This window comes from Asticcacaulis taihuensis, assembly GCF_900100255.1.
GTDB lineage: Bacteria > Pseudomonadota > Alphaproteobacteria > Caulobacterales > Caulobacteraceae > Asticcacaulis > Asticcacaulis taihuensis.
Window position 1 is genome coordinate 15,127 of sequence record NZ_FMTS01000004.1, and the last position, 20,948, is coordinate 36,074.

At 58.9% G+C, this 20,948-nt stretch carries 20 protein-coding genes; 9 read left to right on the forward strand and 11 right to left on the reverse strand.

The features are described 5' to 3' along the window. Nucleotides 1–114: 114 nt before the first annotated feature. Both BLO49_RS11050 and BLO49_RS11055 read right to left on the reverse strand, forming a co-directional pair. Nucleotides 115–444: a hypothetical protein gene (locus BLO49_RS11050; RefSeq protein WP_245678992.1), complete on the reverse strand. Its 330-nt coding sequence runs from the start codon at nucleotides 442–444 to the stop codon at nucleotides 115–117. A gap of 46 nt (nucleotides 445–490) precedes the next feature. Beyond that, on the reverse strand, nucleotides 491–1,051 hold the full coding sequence (locus tag BLO49_RS11055) for an HNH endonuclease (RefSeq protein ID WP_090648385.1): 561 nt from the start codon (nucleotides 1,049–1,051) through the stop codon (nucleotides 491–493). Nucleotides 1,052–1,243: 192 nt separating this feature from the next. On the opposite strand from BLO49_RS11055, the gene gluQRS reads away from it, so the two are divergent. Beyond that, on the forward strand, nucleotides 1,244–2,041 hold the full coding sequence (gluQRS, locus tag BLO49_RS11060) for a tRNA glutamyl-Q(34) synthetase GluQRS (protein WP_090648388.1): 798 nt from the start codon (nucleotides 1,244–1,246) through the stop codon (nucleotides 2,039–2,041). A 66-nt stretch (nucleotides 2,042–2,107) separates the two neighbouring features. Here the strand turns inward: gluQRS and BLO49_RS11065 are convergent, their stop codons facing one another. Beyond that, nucleotides 2,108–2,311: a cold-shock protein gene (locus BLO49_RS11065; protein WP_090648391.1), complete on the reverse strand. Its 204-nt coding sequence runs from the start codon at nucleotides 2,309–2,311 to the stop codon at nucleotides 2,108–2,110. Between the two features lie 370 nt (nucleotides 2,312–2,681). Here BLO49_RS11065 and BLO49_RS11070 point away from each other — a divergent pair, with 370 nt between their 5' ends. The 3 genes from BLO49_RS11070 (at nucleotide 2,682) to BLO49_RS11080 (ending at nucleotide 4,785) form a co-directional block, all read left to right on the forward strand. Then, nucleotides 2,682–3,752 (forward strand): alpha/beta hydrolase, encoded by a 1,071-nt coding sequence (locus BLO49_RS11070; RefSeq protein ID WP_090648393.1) that lies wholly within the window; start codon nucleotides 2,682–2,684, stop codon nucleotides 3,750–3,752. Next, nucleotides 3,752–4,288, forward strand: coding sequence for a DUF1285 domain-containing protein (locus BLO49_RS11075; RefSeq protein WP_090648396.1), 537 nt, complete (start codon nucleotides 3,752–3,754; stop codon nucleotides 4,286–4,288). The genes BLO49_RS11070 and BLO49_RS11075 overlap by 1 nt, the downstream gene beginning before the upstream one ends. A gap of 95 nt (nucleotides 4,289–4,383) precedes the next feature. Then, nucleotides 4,384–4,785 carry an RcnB family protein gene (locus BLO49_RS11080; RefSeq protein WP_090648398.1) on the forward strand — a complete coding sequence of 134 codons (402 nt, stop codon included), beginning with the start codon at nucleotides 4,384–4,386 and terminating at the stop codon, nucleotides 4,783–4,785. A 36-nt stretch (nucleotides 4,786–4,821) separates the two neighbouring features. Here BLO49_RS11080 and dxs read toward each other — a convergent pair whose 3' ends face one another. The 7 genes from dxs to BLO49_RS11115 form a co-directional block, all read right to left on the reverse strand. Then, nucleotides 4,822–6,738 carry a 1-deoxy-D-xylulose-5-phosphate synthase gene (dxs, locus tag BLO49_RS11085; RefSeq protein WP_090648401.1) on the reverse strand — a complete coding sequence of 639 codons (1,917 nt, stop codon included), beginning with the start codon at nucleotides 6,736–6,738 and terminating at the stop codon, nucleotides 4,822–4,824. A gap of 107 nt (nucleotides 6,739–6,845) precedes the next feature. Further along, nucleotides 6,846–7,709, reverse strand: a complete 864-nt coding sequence (locus tag BLO49_RS11090) for a polyprenyl synthetase family protein (RefSeq protein WP_415500283.1) — start codon at nucleotides 7,707–7,709, stop codon at nucleotides 6,846–6,848. A gap of 51 nt (nucleotides 7,710–7,760) precedes the next feature. Next, nucleotides 7,761–7,997, reverse strand: coding sequence for an exodeoxyribonuclease VII small subunit (locus BLO49_RS11095; RefSeq protein ID WP_090648406.1), 237 nt, complete (start codon nucleotides 7,995–7,997; stop codon nucleotides 7,761–7,763). Next, entirely contained in the window at nucleotides 7,994–8,626 is a 633-nt protein-coding gene (locus tag BLO49_RS11100; protein WP_245678993.1) for a phosphoglycerate mutase family protein, read from the reverse strand. Before BLO49_RS11100 ends, BLO49_RS11095 begins: the two co-directional genes overlap by 4 nt. 198 nt (nucleotides 8,627–8,824) lie before the next feature. Then, the gene (locus tag BLO49_RS11105; RefSeq protein ID WP_090648409.1) at nucleotides 8,825–10,057 is read right to left on the reverse strand and encodes an SAM-dependent methyltransferase; all 1,233 of its coding nucleotides are present in this window, start codon (nucleotides 10,055–10,057) and stop codon (nucleotides 8,825–8,827) included. Between the two features lie 167 nt (nucleotides 10,058–10,224). Next, nucleotides 10,225–13,098 (reverse strand): glycoside hydrolase family 31 protein, encoded by a 2,874-nt coding sequence (locus tag BLO49_RS11110; protein WP_090648412.1) that lies wholly within the window; start codon nucleotides 13,096–13,098, stop codon nucleotides 10,225–10,227. Nucleotides 13,099–13,301: 203 nt separating this feature from the next. Then, the gene (locus tag BLO49_RS11115) at nucleotides 13,302–14,984 is read right to left on the reverse strand and encodes a DUF5597 domain-containing protein (RefSeq protein WP_245678994.1); all 1,683 of its coding nucleotides are present in this window, start codon (nucleotides 14,982–14,984) and stop codon (nucleotides 13,302–13,304) included. 246 nt (nucleotides 14,985–15,230) lie between these two features. Here BLO49_RS11115 and BLO49_RS11120 point away from each other — a divergent pair, with 246 nt between their 5' ends. The 3 genes from BLO49_RS11120 (at nucleotide 15,231) to BLO49_RS11130 (ending at nucleotide 16,845) form a co-directional block, all read left to right on the forward strand. Next, the gene (locus BLO49_RS11120) at nucleotides 15,231–15,929 is read left to right on the forward strand and encodes a FadR/GntR family transcriptional regulator (protein ID WP_090648417.1); all 699 of its coding nucleotides are present in this window, start codon (nucleotides 15,231–15,233) and stop codon (nucleotides 15,927–15,929) included. A 3-nt stretch (nucleotides 15,930–15,932) separates the two neighbouring features. After that, nucleotides 15,933–16,304 carry an MmcQ/YjbR family DNA-binding protein gene (locus BLO49_RS11125; RefSeq protein ID WP_090648419.1) on the forward strand — a complete coding sequence of 124 codons (372 nt, stop codon included), beginning with the start codon at nucleotides 15,933–15,935 and terminating at the stop codon, nucleotides 16,302–16,304. Between the two features lie 256 nt (nucleotides 16,305–16,560). After that, entirely contained in the window at nucleotides 16,561–16,845 is a 285-nt protein-coding gene (locus BLO49_RS11130) for a hypothetical protein (protein WP_090648422.1), read from the forward strand. A 53-nt stretch (nucleotides 16,846–16,898) separates the two neighbouring features. Here BLO49_RS11130 and BLO49_RS11135 read toward each other — a convergent pair whose 3' ends face one another. Continuing rightward, nucleotides 16,899–18,122: a glycoside hydrolase family 27 protein gene (locus tag BLO49_RS11135; protein ID WP_090648424.1), complete on the reverse strand. Its 1,224-nt coding sequence runs from the start codon at nucleotides 18,120–18,122 to the stop codon at nucleotides 16,899–16,901. Nucleotides 18,123–18,458: 336 nt separating this feature from the next. Between BLO49_RS11135 and BLO49_RS11140 the strand changes: the two genes are divergently transcribed. Beyond that, nucleotides 18,459–19,334 (forward strand): UTP--glucose-1-phosphate uridylyltransferase, encoded by an 876-nt coding sequence (locus BLO49_RS11140; protein WP_090648427.1) that lies wholly within the window; start codon nucleotides 18,459–18,461, stop codon nucleotides 19,332–19,334. Between the two features lie 95 nt (nucleotides 19,335–19,429). Next, entirely contained in the window at nucleotides 19,430–20,932 is a 1,503-nt protein-coding gene (locus BLO49_RS11145; protein ID WP_090648429.1) for a phosphomannomutase/phosphoglucomutase, read from the forward strand. The last annotated feature ends 16 nt before the right edge of the window (nucleotides 20,933–20,948 follow it).

The following is a 20,948-nucleotide window of genomic DNA, read 5'->3' on the forward strand; positions in this document are numbered from 1 at the left end:
GCACGGACTACGGCGTCGAAAAATCTCGAAAATGTAGGCATTTCCTTCGCTTTTTCTCCTGGTATCCGCACAAATGGTCTCGCACCATGGCGGATATATTTATGAGTTTACGGCCTAATGCGCCTCGAAATCGTGGCTTTGGCGCAGATGTTCCAGGATGATTTCGCGCACATCGTCATCGACCGTCGCCAGGTCAATCTGGGCGTCACCGGTTTCCAGCAGGCGGATCTTCACACGCTCGCCCATATAGATGAAACTCAATACCTTCGGCCCGAACAGACGTTCGCGCTTGATCTCAAACCGCACGCCGAGCGTGGCTTCCAGGGCACCCTGCAGGGGTTCGAGGGGGATACGGGTCCGCCCCCTGGGTCGCGGAAACGACACAAGGCCAAAACGGCGTTCATCAATGACGAAACGCACGGGTAATGGTTTTTCAGACGACATATCCTATGCCACGCCCAAGCCGGTATTCCCCCGGTACGCCGGAAGCTCAGCCCTCCAGTAGCGTATCCCAATACAGGTAGTCTATCCAACTTTCGTGAAGATAGTTAGGGGGAAAACGCCGCCCCAGTTCCTGCAACTGATACATTGTCGGCCGGTGTGGATTTTTTGCCGGCATCATGCGTGCCTGCTGGGGAGTTTTTCCCCCTTTGCGCAAGTTGCACGGAGCGCAGGCAGTCAGGATATTGGTCCAACTCGACTTGCCGCCCTGGCTGACCGGCACAACATGATCAAAAGTCAGGTCTTCGTCTATGCCGCAATACTGGCAGGAAAATTCATCGCGCAGAAAGACATTATAGCGAGTAAATGCCGGCGGGCGGTTCTGGTCGATATAGGTCTTGAGCGCCACCACGCTCGGCAGGCGCATCTTGATCGAAGGGGAGTGAATCTCGATGTCGTAGGTCGAGACCACGTCGACACGATCTTCAAAAACGGCCTTGACCACATCCTGCCAGGGCTTGGTGGAAAGCGGGTAATAGGACAGGGGGCGAAAATCGGCATTGAGCACAAGGGCGCGCCAATCCGACGGCGGGCTTTTCAGAACCTGCATGTCAGCCCCCGATTCAGGAAATGGCATGCGGCATAAAGCACGGTACAGGTAGCAAACTGTTTGAAGACGTATCCTCCTCATGAAAAGCAGGCAGTCATAAATCAGGCTGTATGCCTACTCTGAGCCCGATTCCCGCAAAAGGAAACGGCAAATTTTTATGAAATTTTTGCGGCATCGCGTTAAACCATAGCCATGTACCGCACCCGCTTCGCCCCCTCCCCCACCGGTTACCTGCACCTCGGCCATGCCTTCAGCGCCCTGACGGCGTTTGAAGCGGCGCGGGCTAACGACGGCGAATTTATCCTGCGCATCGAGGATATCGACCATACCCGCAGCCGCCCGCACTTCGAGGCCGCCATTTATGAAGACCTGACCTGGCTGGGCATCGAGTGGGAAAAACCTGTGCTGCGCCAAAGCGAGCATCTGGCCGATTATCAGGCGGCGCTGGACAGGCTGAAAGAGATGGGGCTGCTCTATGCCGATGCCCGCACACGCAAGGGCGAGGCCGAGGCAGCCTTAAGCGCTCCGCAGGCCGATGACGCCGCGCCTACATCAGCACCCGCCAATCCCGCCTGGCGGTTATCGCTGGAGACGGCACGCGAACACCTCGGCGCGCGTTATGAGGGCCTGTCCTTCACGGAAAAAGGTGAACATCAAAAGGCCGATCCGGCGATCAATGGCGACGTCATTCTCGGCCGCAAGGATATCGGCGTCGCCTATCACCTCGCCGTGGTGATCGATGACGCCCGGCAGGGGATCACCGACATTATCCGCGGCCATGACCTTTACGACGCCACCCATACGCAGATCTTGCTGCAGGCCCTGCTTGACCTGCCGACTCCGCGCTACCATCATCATGCCCTGCTGGTCGACGACCAGGGCCGGCGCCTCGCCAAGCGCAAGGGCTCGAAATCCCTGCGCGATTACCGCCATGAGGGCCTGACACTCGCCGAAATCCGGGCCATGATCACCGCATCCGCCAGGAATTGACGCACAAAAAAGCGCAGACGGCCTGACGCCATCTGCGCTTTTCTATCTCAGATAAGGATCAGGCTCTTACAGAAGCTGAATATCGACCGCAGCGGTCTTGCCGCGTTCGTTTTGCAGTTCGTAGGATACCTTCTGGCCGTCGGCCAGACCTTGCAGGCCGGCGCGCTGCACAGCCGAAATATGAACGAAGACGTCGTTGCCGCCTTCAGCCGGCTGGATAAAACCATAACCCTTCGTGGTATTGAACCACTTCACCGTACCTTCAGCCATCAATGCTCTCCTTGGGTCTCAAGCTGTTACGAGGCGTGAGGCTCTTACCCCTCACAAGACAATCGTGTATCTCGGTAGCAGCGGGCGAGACCAAAGACTGCGGCGGATGCCGAAACTCTTCAAATCCCTTTAGCATAGGCAGCCAGACTAACGGATTGTGGGGATATTAAGACGCAGGTTTTAAAAACGGTCAAACAAAAACACGCCGTATTTGGGGTGCCTCGCACGCATTTTACCGGAAAATTGACAAAAATATCCCGGTTTGGCGGATTTTTTATCACTACCCGCTGCGATCCGGGCGTGAAAGATGATAAATTGGGCTGTGGGGCACCCGCCTCATCCGCCCCCGCAATACCATTCCAGAGGGTCTATGCGCGCCTCCGATATGAACACCTGGCTGCTGAAGCGCGGCCTGACCCTGCCGGCGGCCGTGCTGCGTTTTCTCGCTGGCGGCGGCGTGGTTTATCGCCAGGGCCAGACGCTTGATGCGCAGATCCAGTTCCTGTGGCGCGGCCTGTTTACCAATCCGGCCGGACGCACGCGCCTGTCGCTTACCGGCAAGAGCCTTGAGAGCGTCCGGGGCGAATGGCAGGAAACCGTCGACCTGTTCGGCCTGCCGGATGATATCCGTGTCAGGTATGAAACTATTGAGGGTGAGGTCAGCGGACTGCTGATCCGGCCGGCGCATATATCAGAAGATGCGCCCCTGCTGGTCTTTTTCCACCAGGGCGGCGGCGTGATCGGCGGCCCCAACCTCAGCAGGGCATTCGCTGCCCTGCTGGCGCACGAAGCGCACGCCCCAGTTTTCCTGCCCGAATACCGCCTGGCGCCGCTCAACCGGTTTCCGGCGGCGCTGCAAGATGCCCGCGCGGCCTATAACTGGGCCGTGGCCAATGCGGTGCGTCTGGGTGCCGCCTCCGAACAGGTGGCAGTGGGCGGATCATTGATCGGCGCCAGCCTGGCGGCGCGGATCAGCCTTGATCTCAGGCTTGAACACAGTCCCCTCCCCGTCGGACAAATGCTGCTGACACCGCTGGTCGATCTGGCCGATCCGGCCATCAAGGCGGAGGCCGCCCTCGGCCTGTGGCCGATCAGCGTGGACGACCTGGCTATCATGATCAGCCACTATGCCGGCGCCGGCACCAGCCTGACCGATCCCCGCCTGTCTCCCGCTCTGGAAAATCTGCCCGGCGGGCTACCGAAAACCTTCATTATATCCGCAGGACTCGATCCGCTGGCCAGGCAGGGCGAAGCCTTCGCCGGGCGCCTTAAGGCTGCGGGCAACCCCACACTATACCGCCGTTACGACACCCTGCCGCTGGGTTTCGACCTGTTTGCGGGCGTGGTCGATGAAGCCCGCTCAGCGGTTCGGAATATCGCCGAAAACTGGGTCGATGTGCTGCGCAACGTTGAGCCTGAACGCGCACGGGATGCGGCCTGATGGATCTGGCGCATCTCTATGCCGATGCGGAGGCGCAAGGCCCGCTGCCGCCGGTCTCGCAATGGAATCCGCCCTTCTGCGGCGATATCGACATGCGCATCCGGCATGACGGGGTCTGGCTCCATAACGGCACCGCCATCACCCGGCCGGCCATGGTCCGGCTTTTTTCCAGGATATTGCGCCGGGAAGACGATGCCTATTATCTGGTCACGCCGGTTGAAAAGGTCGGCATCACGGTCGAGGACGTGCCCTTCATCGCCGTGGAAATGACATCTGACAAGGGCGTCCTGACCTTCCGCACCAATGTCGGTGACCGGGTGACGGCTGATGAGGCGCATCCTTTGCGTCTCGAGGCTGAAGCGGAGGCTTTCAGGCCGTATATATGTGTCCGCGATGGTCTTGAAGCGCGTTTGTCTCGCAGTCTGGCGCAGGAACTGGCCGCCATGGGCGAGGTGCGAGAACATGCAGGCGAACCGTGGTTTGGCATCCCCTCCGGTGCCTTATTCTTTCCTGTCATCCCGGCCGACCGTTTGTAATCGGCCCATTATTACATAACGGACATATTCATGCTGGGTTCAGGCTGAGCCCTCTAATCTGATTTCATGGGGGCGATAGAATGAGGAAAATCGCCATGAAACGATTTATAATTTCCACGGCTCTGGCCGTAATGGCCGGTACATTTGCCATCGCCGGCGCGGCTTCGGCCGATTCGTGGCATCGCGGCCATGATCGTGGCTATGAACGCGGCTATGATCGCCACGATCGCTATGACCGACACGATCGGTATGACGACCGCCGTTATTATCGCGGGTACGACCGCGGCTATCATCGTGGCTGGCGCGACCGTTCTGACTGGCGCCGCGGCGGCTACGTCTCTTACAATGACTGGCATCGCGGCTACTATGTCGATTATCGCCGTCACCATCTCCGCCGTCCGCCCTATGGCTACGAATGGCGCCGGGTCGACGACAACTACGTGCTGGCGGCCGTGGCCACCGGCCTGATCGCCTCGGTGATCATCGGCGGATATTAAACCGGAACGGCGCCTCGCAAGGGGCGCCGTTTTTGATCAGCGGTTGATGGCCCTGGCCAGGGCGGCATCATCCAGTCCCAGCGCCTGGAGCGCCGTAAGGGTTATCCCCGCCGCGTCAAGCCCGGCCTCGGCATATTGCTGGGCCTGCGACGCCTGATCCTGATAGGTATCCGGCAGGGTCAGGGTGCGGATTTTCAGACCGGCATCGAGCGCGCCTTCACCGGCAAGATAATGCAGGACAAAGGCGCCGAAGCCGCCGACAGCGCCCTCTTCCACTGTGATCAGGCATTCGTGGTGCTTCGCCAGTTGCCGCACCAGATCCTTGTCGATCGGCTTGGCGAAACGGGCATCGGCTACCGTGGTCGAAAGACCGCGTGCCGCCAGCATGTCGGCCGCCTTTAGCGCATCGCCCAGGCGTGTGCCCAGCGAAAGGATGGCAACCTTGGAGCCTTCGCGCAGGATACGCCCCTTGCCGATCGCCAGAGGCGCGGCCCGTTCGGGAATGGCAATGCCTGTGGCCTCACCGCGCGGATAGCGGAAGGCGGACGGACCGTCATCATAGGCCGCGGCCGTGGCGATCATCGCCGCCAGTTCGGCTTCATCGGCGGCCGCCATGATCATCATGTTCGGCAGGGCACCGAGATAACCGATATCGAAGGAACCGGCATGGGTGGCGCCATCCGCCCCCACCAGCCCGGCGCGATCCAGCGCGAAACGCACCGGCAGGTTCTGCAAGCTGACGTCATGCGCCACCTGGTCATAGCCGCGTTGGAGGAAGGTCGAATAAATAGTGCAGAACGGCTTCATGCCGTCCGCCGCCAGTCCGGCGGCGAAGGTGACGGCGTGCTGTTCGGCGATGCCGACATCATAGGTGCGCGCCGGAAAGACCTCGGCGAAACGGTCCAGACCGGTGCCCGACGGCATGGCGGCGGTGATGGCGACAATACGGTCATCATCGCGCGCCTGCTTGATCAATTCCGAGGCGAAGACATCGGTATAGCTCGGCGCATTGGCCTTGGGTTTGGATTGCTCGCCGGTGATGACATCGAACTTGGCCACGCCGTGATACTTGTCGGGCGATGTCTCGGCCGGTTCATAGCCCTTGCCCTTCTGGGTCACCACATGGACCAGGACCGGGCGGTCCTTGATTTCCTTCACCCGCTTCAGAACCGCCAGCAGGTTTTCCATGTCATGGCCATCGATCGGACCGACATAATAGAAGCCCAGTTCCTCGAAGAAGGTGCCGCCGGTGAACCAGGTGCGCGAAAATTCTTCCGATTTGCGCACCATCTCGAACAGCGGTCGCGGCAGGCGCTCGGCCACGCTCTTGCCCCAGCGGCGCAGGGACTGATAGGCCCCGCCCGACACCAGATTGGCCAGATAGGCGCTCATGCCCCCCACCGGCGGCGCGATCGACATGTCGTTGTCGTTGAGGATAACCGTCAGGTGCCTGGTCGTCTCGGCGGCATTGTTCATGGCCTCGTAGGCCATCCCGGCGGACATGGAGCCATCACCGATCACGGCTATGACATTGTTGTCCTCGCCCTTCTGGTCGCGTGCGGCGCAGAAACCGAGCGCCGCCGAAATGGAGGTGGCGGCATGAGCCGCGCCGAACGGGTCATAGACGCTTTCGGAGCGCTTGGTGAAGCCCGACAATCCGCCGGCCTGGCGTAAGGTGCGGATACGGTCGCGCCGGCCGGTCAGAATCTTGTGCGGATAGCACTGATGACCGACATCCCAGATCAGGATATCGCGCGGCGTCTCGAAGACATGATGCAGGGCCACCGTCAGTTCGACCACGCCCAGCGAAGACCCCAGATGGCCGCCGATCTTCGACACCACGTCGATGGTTTCGCTGCGCACCTCGTCAGCCAGCGCCTTTACCTGAGAGGCAGTCAGGTCTCGAATGGATTCGGGATTGGTCAGGCTGTCGAGGATGGGGGTTTCAGGCATCTAAACGCAAACCGGTATCTTTTGCAATTTTGGCGTAATACAAACCTGTCTTAAGCGCATTGCAACAAAATAGCCATTGGTTTTGCAGCCCGACAGAAGAATTGGGCTCAGTTGCGCCGGTTGAGTACAAAGTCAACACTATCTCGCAGGTAACGGGCTTTCCCGCCGAAAATATCCAGCCGTGATTTCGCCTGATCCGCCAGTATTTTCACCCGGCTCTTCGCCTCTTCCAGACCCAGCAGGGTGACGAAATTGGTCTTGCCCATGGCGGCGTCCTTACCGCCCGACGCCTTGCCCATTTCCTCTGGGTCGCCCTCGACATCGAGCACATCATCGGCGATCTGATAGGCCAGGCCCAGATCCTGGGCGAAGTGCGTCAGGGCCATGCCTTCCTTTTCCGAAGCGTCGGCGATGATCAGCGGTATCTGGAAGGCATAGACGATCAGCGCGCCAGTTTTCAGGCGCTGCATCCGCGCCACGCCGCCGAGATCATCGGGCACACCAATCAGGTCGATCATCTGGCCGCCCGCCATGCCCTGCGCACCGGAAGCGATGGCCAGCATACGGATCAGTTCGACGCGGACCTGCGGATCTTCGTGGGTATCCTCATGCGCCAGAATCTCGAAAGCGACGCTTTGCAGAGCGTCTCCCGCCAGAACGGCCGTCGCCTCGTCATAGGCGCGGTGAACCGTCAGGCGGCCACGGCGGATATCGTCATCATCCATGCACGGCAGGTCGTCATGGACCAGGCTGTAGGCATGGATGCATTCCAGCGCGCAGGCGGCGCGCAGCACGGCGTTTTCATCGGCATCGAACAGACGGCCAGCTTCCAGGGCGAAGAAAGGCCGCAGGCGTTTGCCGGGCCCCAGGGCCGCATAGCGCATAGCCTCGGTCAGGCGCATCTCGGCGCCCTCGCCGCGCGGCAGCAGTTCATCCAGCGCCATCGTCACCAGATCGGCCGTTTCGGCCATGCGGGCCTGCAGGGGCGGCAGGTCGGAATTGGCGGCGACAGGCGTCATGGCCTAACCAAACTCAGCCGGGGTCACGCCTTCGACGGCGCCGGACTTGTTCAGGGAAATCTTCTCGACCTGCAAACGCGCCGCTTCCAGGCGGGCTTCACACAACGCCTTCAGTTCGGCACCGCGCTGATAAAGCTCCAATGACTTTTCGAGCGGCGCACTGCCGGATTCCAGTTCGGAAACGATCTTTTCCAGTTGCTTCAGGGCATCTTCAAAGGAAAGCTCAGCAGTTTCGGTCATTTGCGTGTCCTTAGTTCGTAGCGGCGGCACCCCCAGTATTTAAACCCCTCCTCCAGGGTTTTTCTATAGCCCATTTTCTTCAACTCGATACTGACCATCAGATTGAAGAAACCGTGGGCCAGAACCAGCACATCCCCGCCCTCTTTGGCCTTTTCGTAAAGGAACTCGGCCACCTTGCGGGCGCGGACCTTGGCGACTTCGCGGCCTTCGGCCTCACCGTGGATATTAAGATACCACCAGCAAACCCGCGCCACAAAACCCCAGGCGTAGGAATTCGGCGTCAGCCTGATAAAGGACGGCAGATGCGGCGGCGGAAGAGGCGCCTCAATCAGGGCTTCAAGCGACGTGAACCCCTTGCCGTCACAAACAGCTTCTGCCGTTTCAATCGAGCGCGGCAGGGTCGAGGAAAAGATGTAACGGGCCTCATTGGCGAACTTGTGCAGGATTGGCGGCGGCGTCTGGCCTTCCAGCAGGCCGGCCTGATCGTACTTCGCCCACCACTCGACATAACCGCGCCAGTCGAGCTTGACGCGACGCGACAGGGCCGGTTCGCCGTGGCGGACAAGGGTGATCGCGCCGACCTTCACGGCAGCAGACTTTCCCTGTTCGATCATATTCGTGTCGCGCAACAGACCCCCGAACCGACGAAACTCACGATGAGATTCGCCGCTGGCTATTGGATAGAGGCCGTTGGTAACGTCCTTGCGGAGGCCCGGCAAGGCATTTTTTCCGCTCAAGTGCCGCTAGGCTCGCGCAAAGATGCGCGGCGGGCGCTTGCCCTTGCCAAGCTACGCAAAGGCTTGCTTGGAATGTACAGTAATGGCGGTTCAATCCGCCCGCTGCAATTCCAGATGCACGACATTTGTGCGCTGGGTGCGGAAGCCCGCTTCGCAATAGGCCAGGTAGAACAACCACAGCTTACGGAAATGAGCGTCGAAGCCCTTGATCCGCCCTTCCTTCCACGCATCCTCGAAACGCTGCCCCCACTGTTTGAGCGTCTCGGCATAGTCGCCGCCGAACCTGAAGGAGGATACCGCTTTCAGACCCGCTCCTTGCGTCTGCTCCAGCAGTTTCTGCACCGAGGGCAACATGCCGCCGGGGAAGACATATTTCTGAATGAAATCAGCACGCGACTTGTAGTCCTCGAACATCTCGTCGGCGATGGTGATGATCTGCAAGCCGGCCTTGCCGCCCTTTTTCAGAACGTCATGCAGCTTGGTGAAATAGGTGCCCCAGTAGCTTTCACCCACCGCCTCGAACATCTCGATAGACACCACGGCGTCGAACTGGCCCTTGATATCGCGGTAATCCATCATCACGATCTCGACCCGGTCCTCCAGCCCCAGCCGCTTCATGCGCTCGACCGCGTAGTCAGCTTGCGCCTGTGAAATGGTGACGCCGGTGACCCGCGCGCCGATGGTCTCGGCGGCATATTGCGCGAAGCCGCCCCAACCACAGCCGATTTCCAGCACATGCTGGCCAGGCTTGAGATCGACCATCTTCGCCAGCTTGGCATATTTGGCCGTCTGCGCCGCGCCGAGATCCTTATGCTCGCGGAACCGTTCGCCCTCGAACAGGGCCGACGAATAGGTCATGCTCTGATCGAGCCACTGATCGTAGAAATTGTTGCCGAGATCGTAATGGTCGAAAATATTCCGGCGGCTGCCCTTTTTGGTGTTTTTTCGCAGGGCGTGGACGATATTGTTGAACGTCCGCACCACAATATTGCCGGTGAATAACTGTCCCAGTTTCTCGCTGTTCAGGCTGAGCACCGTCAGCAGGGTCGCCAGATCGGGCGTATCCCACTCCCCTTCGCGGTAACCATCGCAGAAACCGATATCGCCGGACGCCATGACCCGCTTCATGAAATTGAAGTCCTTGACCAGCAGGGTGGCCGAAGGCCCAGGCTCCGCCCCCTCAAGCCTCATGGACCGGCCATCCGGAAAGACCACATCCATCCGGCCGAAGGTCCAAACCTTGCGCAGGGTTTCAACCCCCTTGCGCACGGCGAACGGTTGATCCTTCAAGACTGGCAAATCCTGATCGATGGCGGTGGTCATGAACGGTGGCCTTTCCTCAGAGTGGGTTAACGCTCTTATACGGTACGCCGTGCCGGGCAGACCTGTCCGGCAGCACAATTCAGATGTGGACAGGTTAACAGAAAACAAGCCGAACGCAAAAAGGCCCGGCATGATGACCGGGCCTTTTCACGAAGAATTTAAGGCAGTTACTTTCTTACCGTCACCGCCGCGCCGGAATAGGCCACTTCCTTATCAAAGGCGTCCAGGTTTCCACTGGTCGAAGTGCCCGGCGTGATGAACCGCACGCGGAAGGTCCGGTTGGCGATCATGCCCTTATAGCTGCCCGTGCGTGCGCCGATGGTCAGTTCACCGGTCTTGTCATTATAGCTCAGCGGAATGCGGCTGAACTCCCCGCGCGTATAGCCATTGCTGACGCCGTCATCCTCATAGAGGCTGAACGTGCCGTCTGCGCCGGTATAGACCATGAAGGTCAGCGGCGCGTCGGGCTTTTCATCGACATACTGCGTCACTGGTCCCATCGGCACCACCGACCCCGCCTTGACGTAGAGCGGCATCTGGCTCAGCGGCGCATTGGCCGTGATCGTCTGGCCGCCGTTCACGTGTTCACCGGTATAGAAGTCATACCAGTCGGCGCCGGCCGGCAGATAAACACTGCGCGAGGTGGCCTTGTATTCGGATACCGGTGCCACCAGGAAGGCATGGCCGAACAGGTATTCGTCCTTGATATCCTTGACCTTCGGATCGCGGAAATCCATCACCAGACCGCGCATGATGGTGCCGGAATTATGATAGGTATCCGAGGCCGTGGCATAGATATAGGGCATGAGACGGTAGCGCAGCTTGTCATACCAAATCATGTTTTCGCGCATTTCGGAGCCTTCGGGCGCGATGATGAAGATTTCGCGCTTCACGCCTTCGCCATGCGAGCGGAACAGCGGCGAAAAGGCGCCGAACTGGAACCAGCGCTGGTTCAACTCACGCCATTCCTTCAGGTCTTCCGCCGTACCTGTGCCGCCAGCCGCACGGTTTTCCTGCAGCCCGCCGACATCCGTGCCTTGGAAGCGCGTTTCCTGGGCATAGCCGCCGATATCGTGCGTCCAGTTGGGGATGCCCGACATGGAGAAGTTCACCCCGGCGGCAATCTGGTCATATAGGTTGTTCCAGCGGCCGACCGTATCGCCCGACCAGACGGCCGCGGCATTGCGCTGCACGCCGGCAAAGCCCGAACGGGTCAGGATGAACTGACGGGTATCCGGCTGGTCCTTCTTCAGGCCGTCATACATCGCCTTGGTGTTCATCAGGGCGTAGGGGTTATGGACGATGGCGCCCGGCCCCATCTGGGTCGGGGTGATCAGGGCGGCGAATTCTTCCGGCGAGGTATTGGAGCGCACATCCGGCTCGGTATTATCCATCCACCAGGCGTCAAAGCCCTTCACGACCAGGGTGTCGTGAAGCTGCTTGTAGTACATGTCGCGCGCTTCCTGATTATAGGGCGAATAGTGGCTGTTGAGATAACCCTTGCCCACCCAGTCGCGCTGGCCTTCCTCGACATTCTTCGTCCACATATAGCCTTTCTTTTCAAAGGCTTTGTAGTTGTCGGTATTGGCGTAGAACTTGCCCCAGATCGAGATCATGATGTGGGCATGTTCCTTATGCACCTCATCGACCATCTTCTGCGGATCGGGGAAGCGGACCGGATCGAAGGTGTGTGAGCCCCACTGGTCTTCCGGCCAATAGAACCAGTCCTGCACCATATTGTCGATCGGGATCTGCATGTCGCGGTAGGTCTTGAGGACACCGAGCAACTGATCCTGAGTCTCGTAGCGCTGGCGCGACTGCCAGAAGCCATAGGCCCATTTCGGCATCAGCGGCGCCTGGCCGGTCAGATGACGATAACCACCGATTACGCCATCCATGCTGTCGGACGCGATGAAGTAATAGTTGAGGCCGGTGCCGGCTTCCGAGGTGAATTGCAGCGAATGCTGGTCGGCGGCGGATTGCGGATTGTTATGCGTAATGGCGATCATGCCGCCCGAAGGCTGCCATTCGAGATGGAATTTCACCGGCTTGCCCTGGGTGAAATTCTGCTCGAAATTGTGATACCAGGGGTTCCAGCCCTGCCGCCAGACGCTGAGGATTTTCTTGCCGTCGATGGTCAGGTCGGCATAGTCCGAAGAATACATCTGCATCTTGTGGACGCCGGAAATGTCCGAGGTCATGGTGCCATCCCAGACGACCAGCACCTTCTTGCCGGCGGTCGCCTCCTTGGATAGCGCCGGATCGGTGGGCCAGTTGGCGGCGACATCGCTGAGATACTGGTAGCGGATGTCGCTTTCAACGCGTGTCAGGACCAGCTTGCCATCGACATAGTATTTGGCCGTCAGGCCGGGCTTGCCGTCATCAGTGGCCAGTTTCAGGTCGCGGCTGAACAGGGCATAGGGCGTTGGGTTGCCCCAGCGAGTGATCGAGTTGTTGTCCCACAGCAGGCCGTAATTCTGGTCCGACATCACGAACGGCACGGCCACGTCCATATTGTGCTGGGAGAGCAGCACGTCCTCACCGTTCATGTCCATCTGGGCGTTCTGGTGCTGGCCGAGACCGTAAAGTCCTTCGGTCGTGCCGCGGTTGAACTGGGCATGGGTGGCGACGTAAGGCTGGCCTTCGACAGTCACCGGCGTGATGCTGGCGGCGGCTTCGCTCAGAACCGGCTTGCCGTCTGCATTATAAAAGGTGACCAGGCCCGTCTCCAGAGAGACAACGGCCGAAGCCTTTGCGGCCTTGAGCGTCACGTTCTTCTTCGTTTCGGAAACGGTGAAATCACCGCCCGGCGTCGCCACGGTCATCAGGGACGGCATCTGCTGGCGGGCCGGATCGTCAGTGGCCAGCACATGAATGATGGAATCGCTCATGACTTCGAGCCGGACCTCTTTGGCCGTGCCCGTATCGGGCTTGACCACAATACCGGTAGCGGTTTTCTCGTAGGAACCGGCCATGGCCGCGCCCGCCGACATGACGAGGGCAATGGCTGATACCGAGGCCCAGATTTTCGCTGCTTTCATCTCAACTCTCCCTTATTGTTTATTTTGAAGTAAGAAACCCCACCACCACATCTCAGCCGCTACGCGCCTTCGTGCGGTCCCCCTCCCCGGCATAGCCAGGGAGGTACAAGAAAGAGGGATGTCCTTCTCTTATACCTCCCCAACTTGTTGGGGAGGGGGACCGACGGGCTCTTGCCCGTTGGTGGTGGGGTATCTTACTTTACTTACTGCTCATAGGTCGCTAGGCGGACCTTCAATATCACGGGCTGTCCGGTGAAGTTCAGGCCATAATCGGTCTGGTCACCATTCCACACGCGTTCAAAAACCCACTTTCCGTCTTCAAAGTGACCTTCCTCGACGCGATCGACCAACATGCCCTTTTTGGCGTTATCCTTACCCGCGCCAAAGGTAATCCGGGCATTCAGACCGGCCACCAGAAACTCAGTGTCGCTCAGTTTCGCCACGACGACCCCGCCGCTCGGCACGTCAGACCCCTCCGGATAGCCGTTCCTGTTTTCCGGGTCCCACTTGCGCAGACCGAACTGCCATTCGCGATAGCTGACCGTCGCGTTCCACTTCGCGCCCAGATCGAGCGTCTGGTCTGAATGATCATCAGGTTCCGATACGCCCCAGACTTGCGAGTCAAAGCTCAGCTTCGCCCATTCTCGGTCCATGCCCTCGAACAGCTTATAGACCGTAGCAAAGGGTTTGACCATTTCGATATCGGTTTTGGTCGTACCCAGCGGATGGTTGGAATAACCGGTATAATCGAAACCGAACGGATCGAAGCCAATGCCCTGACGTCCCAGCGCCGAGAAAATGTACCGGGCATAGACTGGCGAATTTCCGCTCTCGGCGACATAGAGCGCATTATCGTGTCGGGCATACAATTCGAGCGTCTTTTCGTAGCTTTGCGAAGTCGGTGTATAGAGGTCGGGCGCCAGCAGCTCGATATGCGGCGCGGCCGCCTTCCAGACATCGATCACGCTGTAAACCGGCCCGCCGGACGCATAGGCACCGGCCAAATGATTTGGATTCAGCGGATCTTTCAGCGCGGCATTGACATAGGTCGGCAGCGGATAGATGGCGTCGCCCGCCGCCACAATATCGTCGATATAGGTGGCGATTGACCAGGCATGGAAATACTCATCGGCATCCTTGCCAAAGACGGCATTCCAGTTATTTTGGCCAATTGCGGGCTTCTTGTTGTACTTTTTCAGCAGCTCCGCGGGCACCGGCTTGGCCATCAGGGCATCGGCTTTTTTGGAATAGTCGCGGGCCGCGCCATAAACACCGGTTTCATTCTCCGGCTGAAGCATGATGACCGTATGCTGGTCGCCGTCGATCGCCCTGATATGCTTCACCAGTTCAACATAGGCCTTTTTATCGGCCTCGCGTGTCGTATCGTAAAGCGGCGACAGAGCGTAAGAGGTGGTGCCGTCCTTGTTGGTCAGGCGCGGGAAACGCTTATTGTCGGTCTTGACCCAGGTCGGCGCATAGGAGGGGCCGGTGTTCTTCCAGGTGGCGAACCACAGTATGACCAGGCGGACATTGTTCTCACGCGCCTGCCTGACCAGCGTGTCGACAAAGCTGAAGTCGAACTTCCCTTCCACCGGCTCGATCTGCTCCCAGGCCACCGGCATGGTCAGCGTATTGGCGTGCATGTCCTTTATAGCCGGCCAGACCTTTGGCAGGGCAGCTTCATAATTGCTGGAATTATTGGCCTGGCCGCCCAGAACAAGGAACGGCGCGCCATCGACCATCAGGGCATATTTGCCGTTCTTCTGCACCAATTCCGGAATGGGCGCCGCCGCCTGCGCCGATGCCGCTCCAGTAAGAGCCAGCACACTCGCTGATAGCGCTAACAAAAACTGTTGCGACGCAAAGGTCTTGAATGTCTTCTTCAAAGGTATCCGCTCCCATAAAATCGCCGCCCTGCTTATTTTCGCAAAGTTTTACCTGCGAAGTCGGCGCTCACATATAAAATATGTCGTACAATATTGGCCGCCCTTTCGGCAAGCGTCAAATGACGAATCTGGTTTTAAATAGTATTTTTTTCTGTAAGCTTCTTAAGGCGAAGCGGCGAATCTCAAGGTTCTGACATCGTGCGACGCGCCGCAGGGACTAACAAACGCCTACCAGAAAGACACGTCATGCGCTCCGAACTCGGCGTCAGCCTCGCCTACGGGCTCCTCGCCTCCCTTGGCCAATCCATCGTCACCGGCGAGTTCGAAAAAACCGGCTTCCCAACCGAAGCAGAGCTTTGTGCCAGGTTCGGCGCCAGCCGCACCGTCATGCGCGAAGCCGTCAAGATGCTCTCCGCCAAGGGGCTGATCAGTTCGCGTCAGCGCCAGGGCACGCGCGTAGAGCCGGTCGAAAACTGGAACCTGCTTGATCCGGACGTGTTGCGCTGGCTGATGGAACGGCCCTATTCCAACAAGATTTTCCTCGAATTCGCCCAGATGCGCCTGGCCATAGAACCGGCCGCCGCAGGGCTGGCCGCCGAACTCCAGGACAAGCGCGCCATTGCCGGCATCCGCGAAGGTCTGCAGGCGATGATCGATCACGCCGGCCAGCCCGATCTGGCGCTCCAGGCCGATATCGATTTCCACGTCGCCATACTGAAGGCGTCGGGCAATCCGTTCTTCTGGCGCCTGAAGCCGCTGATTACCAACGCCCTGCACCTGTCGATCCAGCTCACCAACAAGATTTCCGGCCACATGGCCGATATCCATGCCCACGAGGCCATACTGATCGCCATCGAAAAAGGCGATGCGGCCGCCGCCCGCAAGGCGTCCGAAGACATCCTGCTGGAATCGCTGAACTTTATCGAAAAGGCCCAGGCGGAGTAGGCCGTGGTCGACAGCGCTCTGGTTCACGAACTGGTCGCTGTCCTGCCCGGCGCAATCAATGACTCCACCCCCGAACGCCTCATTTTCTCCGTTAGAGGACGCGGCTTCGCCTGGACCTTTATGCAGCGCGATACGCCGAAGCAAAAACGCTGGCCGAACCGCGACGTACTGGCCGTAAGCTGCCCCCTCGACCATAAGGAACTGCTGATCGAAGCGGCACCGGACATCTTCTTCGATGATGCCCATTACCGCGGCTACCCCGCCGTTCTTGTCCGCCTGCCCGCAATCAGTGCTGACGAACTGGCTAACCTGCTCGCCAGGGCCCATGCCATGCAGTTGAACAAGCCGCTCAAGCCAAAGCGACCACGACAATAAACATAGAAATGCCCAGCAATATCCGGTTTCCGCATTTCCAGTACAAATATAGAGCATATTGACTGAGTATTCGGAAAGCAACCCGTTACCGCACAAAGAAATAACAGTTAAAATCTACAAATTATTCACACTTTAAATCTAGGCTACTCCGATCAGGGAGCGGCCAGCACAATAAGTCCACTTTAAAAACGGACACAGCCATCTCCAGGTAAACAGTAAAGGCGTACCAGTTCCGCGTTGACACCCGGAGAGGCCAATGTCCAATATTCGTGATCTGCTTGAGTACATTAAGGCGGTTGACCGCCTGCATGTCGCTGTCGGCCTGAATGGCCGTACCCAGTTAAACAAGGATTTCGAGCGCTTCCGCTCCATGCCGGGGACAGTGACCGTTTCGGAATATCTGTCCAAACGCGTCAGGCCCTACCTGCCGGCGGGCACGACCGTGGGCATTTACGATCCGGCGGGGCGTCTGGTGGGAATGACCGCCCTGCTCGAAAATATCCGTATCCCGGAGGCCACTCCCATTACCCAAAGGCGATAGCAAAAAAGCGCCGGACTTCACATCCGGCGCCTTTCGCAATCATTTCAAGGTAATCACACTGTAGGGCTGATCCGCACCATCACCACGCCATGCGGCGCGACTTCGGCGCTGTAGCTGCCCTTGATGCTCTTTTTCACCGCCTTGGACCACAAATCCCTGACGCTGGCCTTGATACCCGGCGCCCATTGCAGCGCGTCCCAGTCCACCGAAATGGTCTTGGCCTCCGCGCCGCGATTGAACAGAACGACCGCACGGTCACCGCCGGCCAGCGGTCGCACCCAGACCTCAGTATCGCCGGATTGCGCCATACGGCGCGCCTGCTGGCCCAGTTTGTCCTGGTCGATGGCGATAACATCCTTGTTCGTCAGTATATCGAGCGTTGCCTTGTCCATGTTCGACAGGTCATTGCCAGCGATTAGCGGCGCCGCCAGCATGGCCCACAGCGAGAAGTGAGAGCGGTATTCCACATCGGTCATGCCGCCATTGCCGACCTCCAGCATGTCCGGATCGTTCCAGTGGTTCGGACCGGAATTGACCCAGAGATCAGCATTATGATCGAGAATCCACAGGAAGGAATGGCTGTAGCCTTCATCCTTGTCCCATGAATCGCGGATATCGCCGGTAGTGCGCCACAAATGCCCCAGCGGGGCCGCCCATTCCTCCGGCTTGTTGTCGCCCCATTCGCAGATGGAAAAAACGATATCGCGGCCGGATGCCCGCAGCGCCTTGGCCATGATGGTGTAGGAGGAGTTCGCTTCGCTGGAGCCGGTATAGCACCAGTCAACCTTGACATAATCGACGCCCCACGACGCCCAGGTGCGCGCGTCCTGGAATTCATAGCCGCGACTGCCGGGACGGCCACCGCAGGTCTTGGCGCCGATGTCGGAATAGAGGCCGAATTTCAGCCCTTTGGAATGGACATAATCCGCCAGGGCCTTGATACCCGAAGGGAAACGTTCCGGATCAGCTTGGATGGTACCATCGGCCGTGCGGTCCTTCTGCCAGCAGTCATCGATCACCACATACTGATACCCCGCGTCCTTCATGCCGGAAGCCGCCATGGCATCGGCCACGCCACGAATCTTGGCTTCGTCTATGTTGCAGGCAAACTTGTTCCACGAATTCCACCCCATCGGCGGCGTCAGGGCAATGGCGGGCTTGGGGGCTTCCAGGCCAAGCGTTTCGTGTGCCATAGCCACGCCGCTCCACAGCGGCGTCAGCAGAAGTGTGGCAACCACAATCGGTCTAAGCCGGCGCAGACACTGTTCGATATCCATTCTGTCTCTCCCTTTATGGCGGTTATCTCCGCATTCGGGCCAGAATAAATATGACAATTTTCAGATTGGCAAGCATTATGGCTCAAATAAATAAAGCAAATTTTATTATCCCGGCACACCGAATGCGGGCGTAAATTCGAGCGAGTGTATTCTTTTTTAACGCCTTTTACGTAGAGAAAGATCATCAAATTTTTATGACGGTAGGGAAATCTGCCTGACAAGACTTGCCGTAAACCGGACAGACCTCTAAACCTGAGCGAATAGTTCGGCGCGTTGAGCCCATCATTGATTTCCAAATCCGCAATGGATTAAGCCCCCTTTCTTCCTGAGGTTCTTTTGACTCATAAACGTGTTCGCAAAGCTGTTATCCCCGTCGCCGGTCTGGGCACCCGCGTACTGCCCGGCACCAAGGTGGTGCCCAAGGAACTGCTGAACGTCGTCGATCGTCCGATCCTGTCCTATGTCGTCGCCGAAGCGCGCGCTGCCGGTATCGAGCACTTTGTCTTTGTGACCGGCCGCTCGAAAGGCGCCATCGAGGACTATTTCGACCACCAGGTCGAGCTTGAAGCGCAACTCGCTGCCAAGAAGAAAACGGCGATCCTCAATGAACTTCTTGCCGAACTGCCCAAGGCCGGCGAGATGAGCTTCGTTCGCCAGATGCAGCCGCATGGCCTCGGCCACGCGGTCTGGTGCGCCCGCGATATCATCGGCGATGAGCCTTTCGCGGTCATCCTCCCCGACATGGTGATGGACGCCGAGGTTTCGGCGCTCAAGCAGGCGATCAATGCCTATGATGAGGTCGGTGGCAATATCATCGTCGTCGAGCCCGTGCCGCACGATCAGACGCATCAGTATGGCGTCGTCGCCGTCGAGGCCAAAGGCGGCCGGCTCAATAAAATGACCGGCATGGTCGAAAAGCCCGCACCAGGCACCGCGCCGTCCAATCTGATCGTTTCGGGCCGCTATATTCTCCAGCCGGAAATCTTCGAACTGCTGGCCTCACAGGAAAAGGGCGCCGGCGGCGAAATCCAGCTTACCGACTCGATGTTCCGCCTGATGGAGACCCAAGGTTTCCATGCGCTGGAATATGACGGCGTCACCTATGACTGTGGCGACAAGATCGGCCTGCTGCGCGCCAATGTCGCCATGGCCCTGAAACACCCCGAACTGGGTGAAGCCGCCCGCGCCGCTCTGACTCCCTTCTTCCAATAATAGCGTTCGCCTTAATCAAGGCACTTTGAATTTTTACTTCTTCATGTGGCATAGGAGCGCTCTCCCCTGCCGACATATCCGAGGACACGCCTGAAATGACCCTGTTGCCCAAGCCTGATATCGCCGAGAATACCTATGAATACGAGACCCAGGCCAAGGTGAAGGCGACCGGTTTCCGCGAATACGACGCACGCTGGGTCTTCGGCAAGGAAATCAACCTGCTCGGCATCCAGGCCCTCGGCCTCGGCCTCGGCACCTATATCCATGAGCGCGGCGTGACGCCGAAGCTGGTGACCGGCCATGACTTCCGCTCCTATTCGACCAATATCAAGAATGCCCTGATCCTCGGCCTGATGCAGGCCGGCATCGAGGTCATCGATATCGGCCTGTGCCTGTCGCCGATCGCCTATTTCGCCCAGTTCGACCAGGACGCGCCCTGTGTCGCCATGGTCACCGCCTCGCACAATGACAATGGCTGGACCGGCGTGAAGATGGGCTGCCAGGCACCGCTGACCTTCGGCCCGGAGGAAATGGGTCGCCTGAAGGAAATCGTACTGGGCGGGCTCGGCGTCGAGCGTCCCGGTGGCAGCCTGAAGCGTGTCGAAGGCGTGCAGCAGCGCTATATGGACGACATCTCCTCCAAGCTGCAATTGAAGCGCAAGCTGAAGGTCATCTGCGCCTGCGGCAATGGTACGGCCGGCGCCTTCGCCCCGCAGACGCTTCGCGCCATGGGCGCCGAGGTCATCGAACTCGACACCAATCTCGACTCGACCTTCCCGAAGTACAATCCGAACCCTGAAGACCACGAAATGCTGGTCGACATGGCCAAGGCCGTGAAAGAGCATAATGCCGACGTGGCCCTGGGCTTTGATGGGGATGGCGACCGCTGCGGCGTGGTAGATAATGAGGGCAATGAGATTTTCGCCGACAAGATCGGCCTGATGCTGGCCCGCGACCTGTCGGAAATCTACAAGAACGCCACCTTCGTCGTCGATGTGAAATCGACCGGCCTCTATGCCACCGACGAGGTACTTAAGAAGAACGGCGCCAAGACCGTCTACTGGAAGACCGGCCACTCCTATATCAAGCGCAAGACCGATGAACTGAAGGCCCTGGCCGGGTTCGAGAAGTCGGGTCACTTCTTCCTGGCCCCGCCGATCGGCCGCGGCTATGACGACGGCCTGAAGGCGGCAGAGGCCATCCTGGCCATGCTCGACCGCAATCCGGGCAAATCGCTGTCGGAACTGAAAAACGCCCTGCCGGTGGCCTATACCTCACTCACCATGTCGCCGCACTGCGCCGACGAGATCAAGTACCAGATCCTGGAAAAGATCGTGAAGGAATATGAGGATCTGCTGGCCGCCGGCGGTTCGATCCTCGGCCGCAAGGTGACGGAAGTCATCACCGTCAACGGCGCCCGCGTCCATCTCGAAGACGGTTCCTGGGTGCTGGTCCGCGCCTCCTCCAACAAGCCGGAACTGGTGGTCGTAGTCGAAAGCCTGCGCTCGGAAGACGATATGCGCGACCTGTTCCGCAAGGAAGTGAAGCCGCGCCTGGCCAAGTATCCGGAAATCACCGACTACAACCAGGAAATCTAGCAGGGACACGGTCCCT

What these genes read in the sequence shown, in the direction of transcription:
- BLO49_RS11050 (WP_245678992.1), bottom strand. Translation starts at nt 444, where the DNA reads ATGTCGTCTGAAAAACCATTACCCGTGCGTTTCGTCATTGATGAACGC.
- BLO49_RS11055 (WP_090648385.1), bottom strand. Translation starts at nt 1,051, where the DNA reads ATGCAGGTTCTGAAAAGCCCGCCGTCGGATTGGCGCGCCCTTGTGCTC.
- gluQRS (WP_090648388.1), top strand. Translation starts at nt 1,244, where the DNA reads ATGTACCGCACCCGCTTCGCCCCCTCCCCCACCGGTTACCTGCACCTC.
- BLO49_RS11065 (WP_090648391.1), bottom strand. Translation starts at nt 2,311, where the DNA reads ATGGCTGAAGGTACGGTGAAGTGGTTCAATACCACGAAGGGTTATGGT.
- BLO49_RS11070 (WP_090648393.1), top strand. Translation starts at nt 2,682, where the DNA reads ATGCGCGCCTCCGATATGAACACCTGGCTGCTGAAGCGCGGCCTGACC.
- BLO49_RS11075 (WP_090648396.1), top strand. Translation starts at nt 3,752, where the DNA reads ATGGATCTGGCGCATCTCTATGCCGATGCGGAGGCGCAAGGCCCGCTG.
- BLO49_RS11080 (WP_090648398.1), top strand. Translation starts at nt 4,384, where the DNA reads ATGAAACGATTTATAATTTCCACGGCTCTGGCCGTAATGGCCGGTACA.
- dxs (WP_090648401.1), bottom strand. Translation starts at nt 6,738, where the DNA reads ATGCCTGAAACCCCCATCCTCGACAGCCTGACCAATCCCGAATCCATT.
- BLO49_RS11090 (WP_415500283.1), bottom strand. Translation starts at nt 7,709, where the DNA reads ATGGCCGAAACGGCCGATCTGGTGACGATGGCGCTGGATGAACTGCTG.
- BLO49_RS11095 (WP_090648406.1), bottom strand. Translation starts at nt 7,997, where the DNA reads ATGACCGAAACTGCTGAGCTTTCCTTTGAAGATGCCCTGAAGCAACTG.
- BLO49_RS11105 (WP_090648409.1), bottom strand. Translation starts at nt 10,057, where the DNA reads ATGACCACCGCCATCGATCAGGATTTGCCAGTCTTGAAGGATCAACCG.
- BLO49_RS11110 (WP_090648412.1), bottom strand. Translation starts at nt 13,098, where the DNA reads ATGAAAGCAGCGAAAATCTGGGCCTCGGTATCAGCCATTGCCCTCGTC.
- BLO49_RS11120 (WP_090648417.1), top strand. Translation starts at nt 15,231, where the DNA reads ATGCGCTCCGAACTCGGCGTCAGCCTCGCCTACGGGCTCCTCGCCTCC.
- BLO49_RS11130 (WP_090648422.1), top strand. Translation starts at nt 16,561, where the DNA reads ATGTCCAATATTCGTGATCTGCTTGAGTACATTAAGGCGGTTGACCGC.
- BLO49_RS11135 (WP_090648424.1), bottom strand. Translation starts at nt 18,122, where the DNA reads ATGGATATCGAACAGTGTCTGCGCCGGCTTAGACCGATTGTGGTTGCC.
- BLO49_RS11145 (WP_090648429.1), top strand. Translation starts at nt 19,430, where the DNA reads ATGACCCTGTTGCCCAAGCCTGATATCGCCGAGAATACCTATGAATAC.